At 66.5% G+C, this 15,444-nt stretch carries 12 protein-coding genes; 9 read left to right on the top strand and 3 right to left on the bottom strand.

Annotation, left to right across the window (positions count from 1 at the left end):
- Positions 1-15: 15 nt before the first annotated feature.
- Positions 16-4,128, bottom strand: a complete 4,113-nt coding sequence (locus tag ACFFJ7_RS13245; protein WP_377592899.1) for a Pls/PosA family non-ribosomal peptide synthetase — start codon at positions 4,126-4,128, stop codon at positions 16-18.
- A 374-nt stretch (positions 4,129-4,502) separates the two neighbouring features.
- Between ACFFJ7_RS13245 and ACFFJ7_RS13240 the strand changes: the two genes are divergently transcribed.
- The 9 genes from ACFFJ7_RS13240 to paaZ all read left to right on the top strand — a co-directional run bounded on the left by ACFFJ7_RS13240 (position 4,503) and on the right by paaZ (position 13,430).
- Entirely contained in the window at positions 4,503-5,396 is an 894-nt protein-coding gene (locus tag ACFFJ7_RS13240) for a PaaX family transcriptional regulator C-terminal domain-containing protein (RefSeq protein WP_343042527.1), read from the top strand.
- Positions 5,397-5,564: 168 nt separating this feature from the next.
- Positions 5,565-6,770: a 3-oxoadipyl-CoA thiolase gene (pcaF, locus tag ACFFJ7_RS13235; RefSeq protein ID WP_377592896.1), complete on the top strand. Its 1,206-nt coding sequence runs from the start codon at positions 5,565-5,567 to the stop codon at positions 6,768-6,770.
- A gap of 18 nt (positions 6,771-6,788) precedes the next feature.
- Positions 6,789-7,787 (top strand): 1,2-phenylacetyl-CoA epoxidase subunit PaaA, encoded by a 999-nt coding sequence (paaA, locus tag ACFFJ7_RS13230; protein WP_166950449.1) that lies wholly within the window; start codon positions 6,789-6,791, stop codon positions 7,785-7,787.
- 70 nt (positions 7,788-7,857) lie between these two features.
- Positions 7,858-8,142 (top strand): 1,2-phenylacetyl-CoA epoxidase subunit PaaB, encoded by a 285-nt coding sequence (gene paaB / locus ACFFJ7_RS13225; RefSeq protein WP_166950451.1) that lies wholly within the window; start codon positions 7,858-7,860, stop codon positions 8,140-8,142.
- Positions 8,142-8,918 carry a 1,2-phenylacetyl-CoA epoxidase subunit PaaC gene (gene paaC, locus ACFFJ7_RS13220; protein WP_377592893.1) on the top strand — a complete coding sequence of 259 codons (777 nt, stop codon included), beginning with the start codon at positions 8,142-8,144 and terminating at the stop codon, positions 8,916-8,918. The genes paaB and paaC overlap by 1 nt, the downstream gene beginning before the upstream one ends.
- 9 nt (positions 8,919-8,927) lie before the next feature.
- Complete coding sequence (paaD, locus tag ACFFJ7_RS13215) at positions 8,928-9,452, top strand: 1,2-phenylacetyl-CoA epoxidase subunit PaaD (RefSeq protein WP_166950456.1); 525 nt, start codon at positions 8,928-8,930, stop codon at positions 9,450-9,452.
- A gap of 20 nt (positions 9,453-9,472) precedes the next feature.
- Positions 9,473-10,549 (top strand): 1,2-phenylacetyl-CoA epoxidase subunit PaaE, encoded by a 1,077-nt coding sequence (gene paaE, locus ACFFJ7_RS13210; protein WP_377592890.1) that lies wholly within the window; start codon positions 9,473-9,475, stop codon positions 10,547-10,549.
- A 17-nt stretch (positions 10,550-10,566) separates the two neighbouring features.
- On the top strand, positions 10,567-11,322 hold the full coding sequence (locus tag ACFFJ7_RS13205) for a Phenylacetic acid catabolic protein (protein WP_377592888.1): 756 nt from the start codon (positions 10,567-10,569) through the stop codon (positions 11,320-11,322).
- A gap of 47 nt (positions 11,323-11,369) precedes the next feature.
- On the top strand, positions 11,370-13,430 hold the full coding sequence (paaZ, locus tag ACFFJ7_RS13200; protein ID WP_377592886.1) for a phenylacetic acid degradation bifunctional protein PaaZ: 2,061 nt from the start codon (positions 11,370-11,372) through the stop codon (positions 13,428-13,430).
- Positions 13,431-13,437: 7 nt separating this feature from the next.
- On the opposite strand, the gene ACFFJ7_RS13195 is transcribed toward paaZ, so the two are convergent.
- Positions 13,438-14,037: a TetR/AcrR family transcriptional regulator gene (locus tag ACFFJ7_RS13195; protein WP_166950464.1), complete on the bottom strand. Its 600-nt coding sequence runs from the start codon at positions 14,035-14,037 to the stop codon at positions 13,438-13,440.
- A gap of 93 nt (positions 14,038-14,130) precedes the next feature.
- Positions 14,131-15,441, bottom strand: a complete 1,311-nt coding sequence (gene paaK / locus ACFFJ7_RS13190; protein WP_377592883.1) for a phenylacetate--CoA ligase PaaK — start codon at positions 15,439-15,441, stop codon at positions 14,131-14,133.
- Positions 15,442-15,444: the final 3 nt, after the last annotated feature.

Here is a 15,444-nt window from a genome sequence, read left to right as displayed (position 1 = left end):
TCGCCATCCCGGGCTTCAGGCAGCGTCCGCCCGGGAAGGGGCGACGTCGCGGACCGGCGTGAGAAGGCGATGAAGCTTCGCGGGGTTGCCGCGCCACGCGGTGCCGGCCTCGATGGTCTCGCCCTTCATGACGAACGAATCCGCGTCCACCACCGCCCCGTCGCCCACGCTCACGCCGTAATGGATGAAGGCAGCCGGCGCGAGGGTGCTGCCGCTGCCGACATGCACGCGGTCGGACTTGAACACGCCTTCTTCCAGCGAATGCGCCTGAATGACGCAGGCTTCGTTGAGGGTTGCGCCGTCGCCGATCTCGACCAGCGAGCGCTCTGTGATGATGCTGCCGGCATCGTAAACCCGCCGGCCGACCTTCGCGCCCATGAGGCGCAGGATCATCGGCCGGAAGGGCGTGCCGCCGAACAGGCGGGCGACGGGCGAGTCCGACAGCTTCCAGTGGCGTTCGTGCGACCAGAAGCGGGGATCGTAAATGGTGACCATCTGCGGCCTGAGCCGCCCGAAGCCGAGGCTCGCCCGTTCGAGCAGGATGAAGAACGGAATGACGATGGCCGAGGTCAGGATCGTCGCCACGAAAAGCGCCGCCGCCCCCCACTCCGCGTAGTAGTTGAGCGCCCGGTCCCAGATCAGCATGCTCACGAACAGCGCGAACCATTGCCCCACGAGGTAAAGCAGGGCGGTGGCGGCGTTGTGCCGGTTCTTGCCGGGCAGGCGCCTGCTCCGCTCGCCCTCGTCGAAAGAGCCGATCAGCGCCTTGTCGCGTTCCACCATGCGCGGGATCGCGAAGGAAGGCGAACCGAGCAGGCCGACGTTTTCCCTCACCGGGCCGTCGACCGGGATCATGACCTTGGTGCCGAGCAGGCAGTTGGCGCCCGTGCGCGCATCCGGCGGGTAATAGATGTTGTTGCCGAGATAGTTGCGCTCGCCGATCCGTGTATGCTCCAGGCGGAAGGCAGATGCGGACTTGTACATGTTGATCATGGAAAGGCCGTCCGACACGATGGTGCCGGCGCCGACCTCGCACAGCAGCGGGTTGTCGTGCTGCTGGTTGGTGCCGAAGTTGGAGCCGGTCTGCTCCACCTTGTCGAGGTTCCAGCCGATGGCGCGCATGTAGTGCACCACCGCCGAGCTGTCACCGAACACCACGTTCAGGAAGCGGGAATTGCTCGACCACGCCACCAGCGTCTGCAACCAGAAATGGAGGCCATAAAGCGAGTAGGTCCGGCCCGGCTTCAGGAACGGCCGGAACAGGCGTGGCAACACCGCCCCCGAGGCGAGTATCACAGCGATGGAGCCGAACAGCGTGATGGTGGAGGAGGCCAGCACGAGGCCGACCGTTTCCTCGAAGTCGTCGCTCACATATTCCCAGGCGCTCAGGAAAAGCAGGGGCAGCGGCGTGACGACGGCAAACAGCCCGACCAGCTGGACCGCCTCGTAGAGGATGCGGCGGGCCTTCGAGCAGGGCATGTCCGGAACCTTGCGATAGTCCGCCGTCGTGGGCACTGCCGGCGAGCCATGCCACGTCTCGCCCGCCGGAACGCTCTGTCCGCTCTGGAGCGACGAGGCGTGGCCGAGCTGCGCGCCGTCGCCCATGGCGGTGTGGATGTCGAGCACGCTCGCCTCGCCCACGAACGCGCCACGCCCGACGTTCACCGGCCCGGTGTGGATGTAGCCCGACTGCGCGCGATAGCCCAGAACAATGGAATCCTTGCGCAGGATGGCGCTGTCGCCGAGGGAGATGAGATCCGTGCAGACCGGCACGAGACGGCATTCGATGGCGGTGTTGCGGCCGAGGCGAGCCCCGAGCAGTTGCAGATAAAGGCTGTAGAGCGGGCTGCCGCGAAACAGCACGACGGGCGCGCTGCGGATCAGCGTCTTCACCACCCAGAAGCGATAATAACGCACGCTCCAGATGGGGAAGGATTCCGCTTTCCAGCGGCCGATCAGCAGCCATTTGCCGATGATTGAGATCGCCGACATGCCGAAGAACAGGGCTGCCGCCAGCACCGCGCAACGCAGATAGAGATGCAGCGGCTCCTCAAGCTTGACATAGACCCAGTCGAGGCCGCGATCGAGCGCCCATAGCCCGAAGAAGCTGTAGATTCCGTAGAAAAATAGCTGGGCGGCGCCGCAGGTCCAGTAGGCGAGGGCCGAGGCTTCGTGCGTTGGCTCGGGCTCGACAGGGGTCGCGGCCTCCTGCTCCGGCCTGCGCAGATGCCGCGCGAGGAGCGCCACGCTGGGATGAAGGTAGATGTCCCGCATGGAGGTGGCAGCCCACCCCTCCCTCGCGCGCACGCGGGTGCAGAACCACGCCATGAGCAGGGAGTTGGCGCCGAGGTCGTCGAAGAAATGGTCCTCGACGGACACTTCGTCGAGTTTCAGCACGTCCGCGAGAATGCCCGCGAGAAACCGCTCGTCGTCGTTGGCAGGCGGTACCACCGGCCGCTCGGCGGAAAGCCGCGTGCTCGTCGGCTTCGGCAACTGCCGCAGATCGGCCTTGTTGGAGACCGTCATGGGAATGGTCGGCAGTTCTTCCAGATAGGCCGGCACCATGTAATCCGGCAGGCGCCGCTTCAGCTCCCGGGCGATGTCGGCGCGGGAGAGTGTGGGGAGGCCGCTCTTGAGCGCGTAATAGGCGACGAGTTCCACACGGCCGGGTTCGACTTCCCAGGTCGTGGCGGCGGCTTGCCCGATGGCCGGCTGGTCGAGCAGCACCGCCTCGATCTCGCCGAGTTCGATACGGTAGCCGCGAATTTTCACCTGCGTGTCGATGCGTCCGCGATACTCGATCTGGCCCTGCCCGTTGATGCGCCCGAGGTCGCCCGTGCGGTAGATGCGCCTTGACGGGTTGTTCGGCAGGTCGAGGAAATCCGGGACGAACTTCTGCTGGGTGAGGTCCGGCCGGTTGAGGTAGCCCACCGCAAGCCCGATGCCGGCGATGCCGATCTCGCCGAGTTCCCCAGGCGCGGCGAGAGCGGGCTCCGTCGGGTCCAGAATGACGATGGAGTATGTGGGCAGCGGCGCGCCGATGGTGACCGCGCCGTCCGGCGTGAGCACGCCCATCGTCGCCGTCACCGTCGCCTCGGTGGGGCCGTAGGTGTTGAGGATTTGCCGCCCCGGCTTCGACCAGCGCACCACCAGATTGTGCGGGCACGCCTCGCCGCCCACGAGCAGCAGGCGCAGGTCCGGCACCTCGCTTTCGATGGAGGAGAGCAGCGTCGGGCTGCAGGCCATGCAGGTGACGGCGTTCGTCCGCAGGAAGTCAGCCAGCTCCTCGCCGATGAGGGTGAGGCTGCCCGGCGCCGGCACCACCGTCGCGCCCGCCGCCAGCGGCACCCAAATCTCCTCCACCGAGAAGTCGAAGGCGATGGTCATGCCCTGATAGACGCGGTCGCCCGGCCTGTAGCCGTAGCTGGCGGCCGCGACGCGCACAAAGTTGCAGATGCTCCGGTGCTCAACCGCCACACCCTTCGGCTTGCCGGTCGTGCCGGAGGTGTAGAGGATGTAGCAGACCTTGTCCGTCGTGGCCGCCACCTCGTGGGCCAGCAGCGGCGCGCCGGATTGCGCGTCGACCTCTGCCGCGACCGCGTCGAGCAGCACGTGGGGCACGGGCAGTCCTTCCACCCGGCTCTCGTAAGCGCGGATCGTGACCACGAGGCCGACTCCCGCATCCTCCAGAATGAAGGCGATCCGCTCGTGCGGGAAGGCGGTGGCGAGCGGCACATAGGCGGCCCTTGCCTTCATGACGGCGAGCAGAAGCGCGTAGGTCTCGGCGGAGCGGTCGAGCAGGAGGCCCACCCGATCGCCGGGCTTCACGCCCCGCTCGACGAGGAGGCGCGCGAGCTGGTTGGCGCGCGTCTCGATTTCCCGATAGGTCCAGGTGCGCCCGCCGTCGATCACGGCCGGACACGGGCCGAAGCTCTCCGCAAGCTGCTCGAACAGTCCGTCCAGTCGCTCGACGGGACGACCCTGATCGGCGAAATCGGCGCCCGCCAATATCTGGGGCCGCGTGTTCGCCATTGCCTCGTCAGCCACCGCAACAGGCGCCGGCTCGTTACCCGCACTTGCTGCCGCGGCGTCCTCGTCGAACCCGCGGCGACCGATCCCGTGGACCATTTTTCACTGCTCTGATCTTGGGATCGGAACGGGCCGATCCGGCATTGCCAAGACTGCGCAAGACGAGTTCAAGCGCCGGCGTCCCCCGGAGCCTTCCGGCACCGCTGAACTGCCCGCGCGACCGCCTTCCGCAGACTCACCCCTTGCTGGCCGCAGACGGTAATTGAAGCCTCGATAAAAGGAAAGTGCGTCTTTGGTGAGCAAACGCCTGATAAAACACCGGCTGTTTCGGGTCTTCAGCCCCGCTGAGGCGCCGGTGGGGATCGCCGGCAGACGGGCGGCGGCAGGTCGCTGTCCCGATGTTATGCTACATCTTTATGGCATATATGCCTGTTTCTGTGCCATGATAGCCAGGTATCGAATGAGGGAAGACTGTGGAACAGGTGGAACGATCCGGCCAGGCGCCGGCAATGCCCGCGGTGGCGGACGATATCCTCTCGGCTGAGGCGCCGAGGGCGGCGGCCTTCATCGTCACCGTTTACGGAGACGTGGTCGAGCCGCGCGGCGGCACGCTCTGGATGGGTACGCTGATCGAGGTCTGTTCCGCGCATGGCATCAGCGAGAGCCTGGTGCGCACGGCGGTGTCGCGCCTTGTGGCATCGGGCCGGCTCCTCGGCGAGCGCGGCGGCCGGCGCAGTTTCTACCGCCTGACGTCCGCGGCGCGGCGCGAGTTCGCGGCCGCGGCCCGCATCCTCTTCGCGCCGCCGCCGCCCGCTGCCGGCTGGCTGCTCTGGGCCGACGCCGCCGATGAACTGCCGCGAGACCCGTGGGCGCGGATCGGGCCGGGACTGGCACTGGCGCCGGACCGCGCGGATCTCGACCCTCCCGACGGCTTGTTGATGCGCGTGGAGACGCTGAAAGGCGCCGCCGCCCTGCCGGAATTTGCTGCGAGATACTGGGAACTCGATGGAATCGCAAACAGTTATCGCGCCGTGATCGACCGGTTCGCGCCGCTGGCGGAGGCGCTTTCCGGCGGCTACGGGCCGGACGGCGCCGCCGCGCTGGCGCTCCGCCTGCGGCTTGTCGACCAATACCGCGCAGTAGCGCTGCGCGATCCGCGCCTGCCATCCGCCGCGCTGCCCGCCGACTGGCCGGGGCGGCAGTGCAGGGCGCTTTTCGTCACGCTCTACCGTACGCTTGCGCCGGCATCCGACATTTATATCGGGCGGCATTTCCAGGACGCAGACGGCTTGCTGCTGGCCTCGACCGAGGGGACGGCACTGAGACTGGAAAGGCTCGAACGTGAAGAATATCACCCAACAGATTGATTCCGAATAATAAAAATTTTCACTCCGCTATCAGGCCTCAAAACATCACATTATAATTGTTATTTTTATGTTGCGCGTGATGTATTTTTGATGCCTAATACATCGACCGATCGGTCACTGAATGCAGCGCATATCGGCGACCTAAAGAACACAAGGGAGGAATGACATATGCCGGAAGCCTTCATCTGCGATGCCGTGCGCACGCCCGTGGGCCGTTATGGCGGGGCGCTGGCCTCCGTGCGGGCGGACGATCTGGCCGCGGTGCCGCTCAAGGCGCTGGTGGAGCGCAATCCGGACGTGGACTGGTCTGCCGTGGACGATCTGATCTACGGCTGCGCCAATCAGGCGGGCGAAGATAACCGCAACGTGGGCCGCATGGCGGCGCTGCTGGCGGGCCTGCCCGTGGGGGTGCCGGGCACGACGGTGAACCGGCTGTGCGGTTCGGGCATGGACGCGGTCGGCATGGCCGCGCGGGCCATCCGGGCGGGAGATTGCGATTTCGTCCTCGCCGGCGGCGTGGAAAGCATGACGCGCGCGCCCTTCGTTATCCCGAAGGCGGAAACCGCCTTTTCGCGCGCCAATGCCATCTACGACACCACCATCGGCTGGCGGTTCACGAACCCGGCGCTGAAGAAGGAATTCGGCACGCATTCCATGCCGGAGACGGCGGATAACGTGGCCGCCGATTTCGGTATCAGCCGCGCCGATCAGGACGCTTTCGCGGTGCGCAGCCAGCAGCGCTGGGCTGCCGCTCAGGAGCGGGGTGTGTTCCGCGACGAGATCGTGCCGGTCACGATCCCGCAGAGGAAGGGCGATCCCGTCGTCGTCGACACCGACGAGCATCCGCGACCCGGCGTGACGCTGGAGGCGCTGGCGAAGCTGAAGGGCGTGAACGGTCCGGACCTGACGGTGACCGCGGGCAACGCCTCGGGCGTCAACGACGGCGCGGCGGCGCTGCTGATCCTGTCCGGCGCGGCGGCGGAGAAGCAGGGGCTGACGCCGAAGGCCCGCATCGTCGCCATGGCGGCGGCGGGTGTCGAGCCGCGCATCATGGGTGTGGGGCCGGTGCCCGCGGTGCGCAAGGTGCTCGCCCGCACGGGGCTTGGCCTCGACCGGATGGATGTCATCGAACTCAACGAGGCCTTTGCTGCCCAGTCGCTCGCGGTGCTGCGCGCACTCGGCCTGCCGGACGATGCCGCGCATGTGAACCCCAATGGCGGCGCTATCGCTCTCGGCCACCCGCTCGGCATGTCGGGCGCCCGTCTCGTCACTACGGCGACGTATCAGCTTCATCGCACCGGCGGCCGCTATGCGCTCTGCACCATGTGCATCGGCGTGGGTCAGGGCATCGCCGTCATCATCGAACGTGTCTGAAAAAGGGAGGTTTCGGTCATGTACGCACAGGTTATCAAGTCCGAGGGCGCGAAGCCGCGCGGGGAGATGTCGCCGGAAGAGATCGCCTTTCAGGAGCGCATCGATCGGGGCGAGAAGATCGAGCCCAAGGAATGGATGCCGGAGGGTTATCGCAAGACGTTGATCCGCCAGATCGGCCAGCATGCCCATTCCGAGATCGTCGGCCAGCTCCCGGAGGGCAACTGGATCACCCGCGCGCCGACGCTGGAGCGCAAGGCGATCCTGCTCGCGAAGGTGCAGGACGAGGCCGGCCACGGGCTCTATCTCTACTGCGCGGCGGAGACACTGGGCGTCAGCCGTGACGAGCTGCTGGAGAAGCTGCACAACGGCAGCATGAAGTATTCGTCGATCTTCAACTATCCGACCCTGAACTGGGCCGATATCGGCGCGGTGGGCTGGCTCGTCGACGGCGCGGCGATCATGAACCAGGTGCCGCTGCAGCGCACCTCCTTCGGCCCCTACAGCCGGGCGATGATCCGCATCTGCAAGGAGGAGAGCTTCCACCAGCGTCAGGGCTACGACATCATGATGAAGATGGCGCGGGGCACGCCTGAGCAGAAGGCCATGGCGCAGGACGCGCTGAACCGCTTCTGGTATCCGGCGCTGATGATGTTCGGCCCGTCCGACAAGGATTCGGTCCATTCCGCGCAGTCGATGGCGTGGAAGATCAAGATCAACACCAACGACGAGCTACGCCAGAAATTCGTCGACCAGACCGTGCCGCAGGCCGAATACCTCGGCCTGACCGTCCCCGATCAGCACCTGAAGTGGAACGAGGAGAAGGGCGGCTACGACTTCTCGGAGCCCGACTGGAGCGAGTTCTACGACGTCCTCGCCGGCAACGGCCCCTGCAACAGGGAGCGGCTCGGCGCGCGGGTGAAGGCGTGGGAGGACGGTGCCTGGTTCCGCGACGGTCTCGTCGCCCATGCGGAGAAGGCCGAGGCGCGTCGCGCCGCTGCGAAGATCGCTGCCGAGTAACGCCGAGGACCGATGAATAACGGCGGGCGGCCGAAGCCGCCCGCAGCAAAAAAACTGGGAGGATTATCGAATGTCCAGCGAATGGCCCCTCTGGGAAGTATTCATCCGCGGTCAGCACGGGCTCAACCACCGCCATGTCGGCAGCCTGCATGCGCCGGATGCGGAGATGGCGATCAAGAATGCCCGCGATGTCTATACACGCCGCAACGAGGGCGTGTCGATCTGGGTGGTGAAATCTGTCGATATCGCGGCCTCCAGCCCCTCCGACAAGGGGCCGCTCTTCGAGCCGTCGAACTCGAAGGTCTATCGCCACCCGACCTTCTTCGACATTCCGGAAGAAGTGGGGCATATGTGATGGCCGCGATCATTGCCGCGGTCGATCGGGCCGCTTTCTTCGAGTTCCTCACCCGGATGGGGGACAATACCCTGATCCTCGGCCACCGCGTATCCGAATGGTGCGGGCATGCTCCAGTGCTGGAAGAGGATATCGCGCTCGCCAACACCGCGCTCGACCTCATCGGGCAGACCCAGCTCTGGCTCGGCCTCGCCGGCGAGATCGAGGGCAAGGGCCGCAACGCCGACAACCTCGCCTTCCTGCGCGATGCCGGCGGGTTTCGCAACGTGCTGCTGGTCGAGCGGCCGAACGGCGATTTCGGCCAGACGCTGATGCGCCAGTTCCTGTTCGACGCCTGGCATCACGGGATGCTGACGGCGCTGACCGTCTCCGCCGATCCGCGCGTGGCGGAGATCGCGGCGAAGGCGCTCAAGGAGGTGTCCTACCATCTGGAGCGTTCGAGCGATCTCGTGATCCGTCTCGGCGACGGGACGCCCGAGAGCCACAAGCGGATGCAGCAGGCGCTCGACGACATCTGGACCTATACCGGCGAACTCTTCGTCGCCGATGAAACCGACCGGGCGATGGCGGAGGCGGGTATCGCGCCCGATCCGGCGCGCCTCAGGGCGAAATGGGAAGAGATCGTGACCGGCGTGCTGACCGAGGCGGCGCTGAAGATTCCGGCGACGGGTTATGTCCACAAGGGTGGCAGGCGCGGCGTGCATACCGAGCATCTGGGCTACATCCTCGCCGACATGCAGTTCCTGCAGCGCGCCTATCCCGGCGCGGTCTGGTAGGAGGCGACGATGCCCGCCGTCACCAAGCCTTCCACCGAAGAGGTCTGGCGCTGGTTGTCGGAGGTGCCGGATCCGGAAATCCCCGTGATCTCCCTGACCGATCTGGGGATCATCCGCGATGTCGCGTGGGACGACGATACGCTGGTCGTGACCGTCACGCCGACCTATTCCGGCTGCCCGGCGACGACGGTGATCAACCTCGACATCGAACACGCCCTGCGCGGCCGGGGGATCGGGAAGCTGCGGCTGGACCGCCGGCTCTCGCCCCCCTGGACCACGGACTGGATCAGCGAGGCCGGCCGCGAGAAGCTCAAGGACTACGGCATCGCGCCGCCCATCGATGGCACCGCGGCGGACGGGCGGCTCGTGGCGAGAGCGAAGCGCCTTGCCGAGGGGGCCAACCTCGCCATTGCCTGCCCGCGCTGCGGCTCGACCCGGACCGAGAAAGTGAGCCAGTTCGGCTCCACCCCCTGCAAGGCCAGCTATCGCTGCCGCGACTGCCTGGAACCCTTCGACTATTTCAAATGCATCTAAGAATGCGGAGGTAACGCCGAATGGCCCGTTTCCACTCCCTTGAGGTCGTCGATGTGCGGCGCGAGACTCGCGACGCCGTCGTCGTGACCCTGAAACCCCGGCCCGAGGATGAGGGCGCCTTCGACTTCATCCAGGGCCAGTATCTGACCTTCCGCCGCGACTTCGACGGCGAGGAGCTGCGTCGCAGCTATTCGATCTGTGCCGGCACGGACGAAGGTTGCCTGAAGGTCGGCATCAAGCGCGTCGACGGCGGCGCCTTTTCGACATGGGCGAACGAGAACCTCGCGGCCGGCGACACGATCGAGGCGATGCCGCCGACGGGCAAGTTCTTCGTGCCGCTGGACCCGCAAAGCGAACGCCACTATCTCGGCTTCGCGGGTGGCTCGGGGATCACGCCGGTTCTGTCGATCGTCAAGACGGTGCTGGCGCGCGAGCCGAAGTCGCGCTTCACGCTCGTCTACGCTAACCGCCAGATCAGCTCGATCATGTTCCGCGAGGAGCTGGAGGACCTGAAGAACCTCTATCTGGGCCGGCTTGCCGTGCTGCACGTGCTGGAAACGGAGGCGCAGGAGATCGACCTGTTCACCGGCCGCATCGACGCGGAAAAGGTGCAGGCGCTGTTCGCGCACTGGATCGACGTCAACTCCGTCGGCACGGCCTTCATCTGCGGGCCGGAGCCGATGATGCTGGCGATAGCGGCCGCGCTGCGCAACCACGGGTTGGCGGATTCGCAGATCAAGTTCGAACTCTTCGCCTCCGGCCAGCCGGGGCGCGCCAGAGCCAAGGCTGTCTCCCGGGTCGCCGTGGAGCCGGGTTCCGGCACCGAGGCCACGGTGACGCTCGACGGCGCAACCCGCACCTTCCTCATGCCGCGGCAGGGACAGAGCCTGCTCGACGCCGCGCTCGCAGCCAATCTGGACGCGCCCTATTCCTGCAAGGCGGGTGTCTGTTCCACCTGTCGCTGCAAGGTGGTGGAGGGTGAGGTGGAAATGGCCGTGAACCACGCGCTGGAAGACTACGAGGTGCGCGCGGGCTACGTGCTTTCCTGCCAGTCCTTCCCGCTGAGCGAGAAGCTCGTCGTCAGCTACGACGAATAAACAGCGGGGAGAAAATTATGTCCGACGTCATGAACATCGATGATTATCTGGCGCAGGGCGGCGTGTTGACCTCGCCTGACAACGTGCCCGCCCGCTATCGCGGGGAGCTGCTGCGCCTCATGTCCTCCTTCGTGGACAGCGAGCTTGCCGGATCGGCCGGCTTCGCCGGCGCCATCAACTTCGCCCCCGGCATCAAGGAGCGCATCGCCGCGAGCCGCATCACGCTGGAGAAGGCCGATCACGCCGAGCGCGTGCTCAACGTAATGGGCTCCTTCGGCACCGACACCCGTCGCTATCAGACGCAGCACGACTGGGCAGCGCGGGTGGCGCGCGACGCCGATTTCGGCGCGGCACGCACAGGCGGGGACATGCGGCTGTCCGTCTTCCGCTATCCGCTCGATGGCTGGACTGACGCCGTGGCGATGAACGTGCTGATGGGGCTGGCGACCGGCGTGCAGCTCACCGAACTCACCCGCGTCTCCTATGCGCCACTGGCGGAGGTTTTCCGCGAGATCGCGCCGCGCGAGGCACGCCATGCGGAGCTTGGCCTCGAAGGGCTCGAACGCATCGCCGCGGCCGATGAGGGCAGGGCTGAGGCCCGTGCCGCTGTTGCCTACTGGCGCCCGCGCGTGGCGGCCACCTTCGGCGTGGCGGGCTCGGCGCGCTACGGCACGCTCGCCCGCTTCGGCCTGCGCCACACGCCGAACGAGACGCTGCTCGCCCGCTGGGAGGGGCTGGTGGCGGAGAAGCTTGGCCCGCTCGGCCTGAACTGACCGCGCGTCTCCCGCGCCGCTCCCCTGAACCCATGAAGGAAGTATCCATGACGACCCTGGCCCGCGCTCCGCGCCGTCTCGAAAGCTATGTCTGCGGAAGCTGGACCGCCGGCGCGAAGGAGGGGCAGCCCCTTCTCGACGCCGCGACCGGCGAGACCGTGGCTTTGATCGATTCCACGGGACTCGATTTCGCCGCCGCGCTCGCCTACGGCCGCGAAGTGGTGGGCCCGAAGCTGCGGGCGCTGTCGTTCCACGAGCGCGCCGGGCTGCTCAAGGCGCTGGGCACGGCGCTGATGGAGCGGAAAGAGGAGTTCTACGCCGAGAGCTTCCACACCGGCGCGACGCGCGCCGACGGCTGGGTAGACATCGAGGGCGGCATAGGCACCATGCTGTCCTACGCATCGAAAGGCCGGCGGGAGCTGCCGAACACGCGCGTGCTCATCGACGGGCCGGTGGAGCCGCTGTCGCGGGACAACAGCTTCTCGGCCCAGCATATTCTGACGCCGCTCCAGGGCGTGGCGGTGCATATCAACGCCTTCAACTTCCCCGTCTGGGGCATGCTGGAGAAGGTCGCGCCGGCGTTGCTCGCGGGCGTTCCCTGCGTGGTCAAGCCGGCGAGCCAGACAGCCTATCTCACCGAACTCGTGGTCCGGCGGATCGTGGAGACGGGTCTTCTGCCGGAAGGCGCGCTGCAGTTGATCAGCGGCTCTGTGGGCGACCTGCTGGATCACGTCACCGGGCAGGACGTCGTCACCTTCACCGGCTCGGCCGGAACGGGGCGGAAGCTGAAGGCGCATCCGGCGGTCGTCGCCAATTCCGTGCGTTTTACGATGGAGGCCGACAGCCTGAACGCCTCCATCCTCGGCCCGGACGCCGTGCCGGGCACGCCGGAGTTCGACCTGTTCGTGAAGGAGGTCGTGCGGGAGATGACGGTGAAGGCGGGGCAGAAATGCACCGCCATCCGCCGCGTCATCGCGCCGCGCGCACACGTGCAGGCGCTGGTCGAGGCGCTGCGCGGGCGGCTGGACAGGACGGCGGTGGGCCTGCCGGCGGAGGAGGGCATCCGCATGGGGCCGCTGGCCTCGCTCGGCCAGCGGGAGGAGGTGCGTGCCCGCATCCGCGACCTGCAGGCCGACGCAGAGATCGTCGCCGGCGATCCCGACGATGTGCGCGTGGCGTCGGGCGATGCGGAGAAGGGCGCCTTCCTCAATCCTGTCCTGCTCTACGCCGATCGGCCCTTCGAGGCGGCGGCGGTGCATGACGTGGAGGCGTTCGGCCCGGTTTCGACCGTGCTGCCCTACGATACGCTCGACGAAGCGGTGGCGCTGGCGCGCAAGGGCAAGGGCTCGCTCGTCGCCTCCGTCTTCACCGACGATCCGGCAGTGGCGGAGGAAGTGGCGATCGGCACTGCGCCGTTCCACGGCCGTGTGCTGATCGGCAACCGGGCCTCGGCCAAATCCTCCACCGGCCATGGCTCGCCGCTCGCCGGCCTCGTCCATGGCGGTCCCGGCCGCGCCGGCGGCGGCGAGGAACTGGGCGGCATGCGCGGCGTGACGCATTACATGCAGCGCACGGCAGTGCAGGGTGCGCCGCGGCTCCTCTCGGCCGTGACGGGACGCTGGATCGAGGGCGCGGAGGCGCAGCAGGGCATCCACCCGTTCCGCAAGTCGCTGGCGAAGCTGAAGATCGGAGACCAGCTCGTGACGGAACGGCGCACCGTGACGCAGGACGACGTGGAGCATTTCGCGCACTTCACCGGCGACACGTTCTACGCCCACATGAATGAGGAAGCGGCGAAGGCGAATCCGTTCTTCGACGGGCGTGTGGCGCACGGCTACCTGATCGCGTCCTTCGCTGCAGGGCTCTTCGTCGATCCCGCGCCGGGTCCGGTGCTGGCGAACTACGGCGTCGACAACCTGCGGTTCCTGACGCCGGTGTATTTCGGCGACTCGCTGCAGGTGCGTCTCACCTGCAAGGAGATCAACCCGCGCGCGACCGCCGAGCACGGCGAGGTGCGCTGGGATTGCCAGGTCACCAACCAGAACGATGCCGTGGTGGCGCAATACGACGTGCTCACCATGGTCGCCAAGGACTGGCCGCAGGCCTGACGTCGACTCAGCGGACGGCCTTGATCCCCTCAAGGATCAGGGTCGTCGCCACGTCGGCGTAATCGTCGCGGCTGATGCGGCCGCCTTCCTTGAACCACATGTAAACCCAGTTCATCATGCCGAAGAGCGACATGGTCACGGGCATCAGCAGCGGGCGCTCCTGCCTGTCGAGCCCAGGATTGATCTCGCGCAGCACGGCCGAGAAGTGGCGCACGATGCGCCGCTCGATTTCCGTGATCTCGGCCCTCTGCTCTTCCGACAGCGCCGAGGTAGCGTTGAGCTGCACCTTATGCTCGTTGTCCGCCCCGCGGTAGTTCTCCAGCACCGCGCCGACGAGCCGCCGCAGCCGCTGTTCGGGTGGCAGGTCCGGCTCATCCGCCGCCAGGATGGCGTCCTCCAGTTCCTCCAGATGCGTCATGATGATCGCGAGGATCAGCGCATCCTTGCTGGGGTAATAGTGATAGAGCAGCGCCTTCGAAACCTGCGCGTGGGCTGCGATCTGCGACATGGAGGCCTTGTCCATGCCCTGTTCGGCGAATACGGCCGCGGCATTGTCCACAATGCCGCGTTGCTTCTCCTCGAAGTCTGCCGCCCGTGTCCGAGCCATACCTGTCACTGTCCTGATTGTGGAGTGTAAAAAGGGGGGCTTACGGCCCCCTCTTTAATGGCAATGCGTGCCGATGTCATCGGCACGGGGGATTTATTCTTTCGGCCGGTTGTCCAGCACACGCCTGGCCTTGCCCTCCGAGCGACAGATCGCCTGCGGGTCGCGTATCTCGATCCGCGTCGTGACGCCGACGACGCTCTTGATGTGATGGGCGAGTTCCTTGCCCGATTTCGCGCGCGCATCATCGGTCGCCATGTCCGGCGTGCATTCGACGTGGACCGTCATGTTATCCATGCGGCCCGCGCGGGTCAGCTCGATCTGGAAATGGGGCGCGAGGCCCTTGCACTTCAGGATCTGCTCCTCGATCTGGGTCGGGAAGACGTTCACGCCGCGCAGGATGATCATGTCGTCGCTGCGGCCGGTGATCTTCTCGATGCGGCGCACCGACCGCGCCGTGCCCGGCAGCAGGCGCGTGAGATCGCGGGTGCGATAGCGCACCATCGGCAGGCCTTCCTTGGTGAGCGTGGTGAACACCAGTTCGCCCAGCTCGCCGTCCGGCAGCACCTCGCCCGTGTTCGGGTCGATGATCTCGGGGTAGAAGTGGTCCTCCCAGACGTGGAGGCCGTCCTTCGTCTCGACGCATTCCTGCGCGACGCCCGGGCCCATGACCTCCGACAGGCCGTAGATGTCGACGGCATGCATGTCGAAGGCTTCCTCGATCTCCAGCCGCATCGCGTTCGTCCACGGCTCGGCGCCGAAGATGCCGACCGAGAGCGAGCTTTGCCGCGGATCGACGCCCTGGCGGCGGAATTCGTCGAGGATCGACAGCATGTAGGACGGCGTCACCATGATGATGTCCGGCTTGAAATCGGTGATCAGCGTCACCTGCCGCTCGGTCATGCCGCCCGAGATCGGCACCACGGTGCAGCCCAGCCGCTCCGCGCCGTAGTGCGCGCCGAGGCCGCCGGTGAAAAGCCCGTAGCCATAGGCATTGTGCAGGATGTCGCCCGCCCGCCCGCCGGCGGCGCGAATGGAGCGCGCGATGAGATTAGCCCAATGATCGATATCGGACTGGGTGTAGCCGACGACGGTCGGCTTGCCGGTGGTGCCGGACGAGCCGTGAATGCGGACGAGCTTCGAACGCGGCACGGCGAACATGCCGAAGGGATATGTGTCGCGCAGATCCTGCTTGGTGGTAAGGGGGAAGCGGGCGATGTCGGCAAGCGTCTTCAGTTCCTCGGGATGCACGTCGTGCTCGATGAACCGCTTGCGGTAGAAGGGCGAATTCTCGTAGGCGTGCTTCAGAGACCGCTTCATGCGGTGAAACTGCAAGGCTGCGATCTCGTCTCGGGAGGCGATTTCGATCGGGTCGAGATCGCCGGGACGGGGAGACAGGTCCTTCATTTT

This window comes from Pseudochelatococcus lubricantis (genome assembly GCF_042432495.1).
In the GTDB taxonomy this organism is placed as follows: Bacteria; Pseudomonadota; Alphaproteobacteria; order Rhizobiales; family Beijerinckiaceae; genus Pseudochelatococcus; species Pseudochelatococcus lubricantis.
Note: the sequence above shows the minus strand (reverse complement) of the source record. Positions and strands in the feature narration are given on the sequence as shown.

Coding starts and splice junctions, on each gene's coding strand:
- ACFFJ7_RS13245 (WP_377592899.1), bottom strand. CDS start 4,128: ATGGTCCACGGGATCGGTCGCCGCGGGTTCGACGAGGACGCCGCGGCA.
- pcaF (WP_377592896.1), top strand. CDS start 5,565: ATGCCGGAAGCCTTCATCTGCGATGCCGTGCGCACGCCCGTGGGCCGT.
- paaA (WP_166950449.1), top strand. CDS start 6,789: ATGTACGCACAGGTTATCAAGTCCGAGGGCGCGAAGCCGCGCGGGGAG.
- paaB (WP_166950451.1), top strand. CDS start 7,858: ATGTCCAGCGAATGGCCCCTCTGGGAAGTATTCATCCGCGGTCAGCAC.
- paaC (WP_377592893.1), top strand. CDS start 8,142: ATGGCCGCGATCATTGCCGCGGTCGATCGGGCCGCTTTCTTCGAGTTC.
- paaD (WP_166950456.1), top strand. CDS start 8,928: ATGCCCGCCGTCACCAAGCCTTCCACCGAAGAGGTCTGGCGCTGGTTG.
- paaE (WP_377592890.1), top strand. CDS start 9,473: ATGGCCCGTTTCCACTCCCTTGAGGTCGTCGATGTGCGGCGCGAGACT.
- ACFFJ7_RS13205 (WP_377592888.1), top strand. CDS start 10,567: ATGTCCGACGTCATGAACATCGATGATTATCTGGCGCAGGGCGGCGTG.
- paaZ (WP_377592886.1), top strand. CDS start 11,370: ATGACGACCCTGGCCCGCGCTCCGCGCCGTCTCGAAAGCTATGTCTGC.
- ACFFJ7_RS13195 (WP_166950464.1), bottom strand. CDS start 14,037: ATGGCTCGGACACGGGCGGCAGACTTCGAGGAGAAGCAACGCGGCATT.
- paaK (WP_377592883.1), bottom strand. CDS start 15,441: ATGAAGGACCTGTCTCCCCGTCCCGGCGATCTCGACCCGATCGAAATC.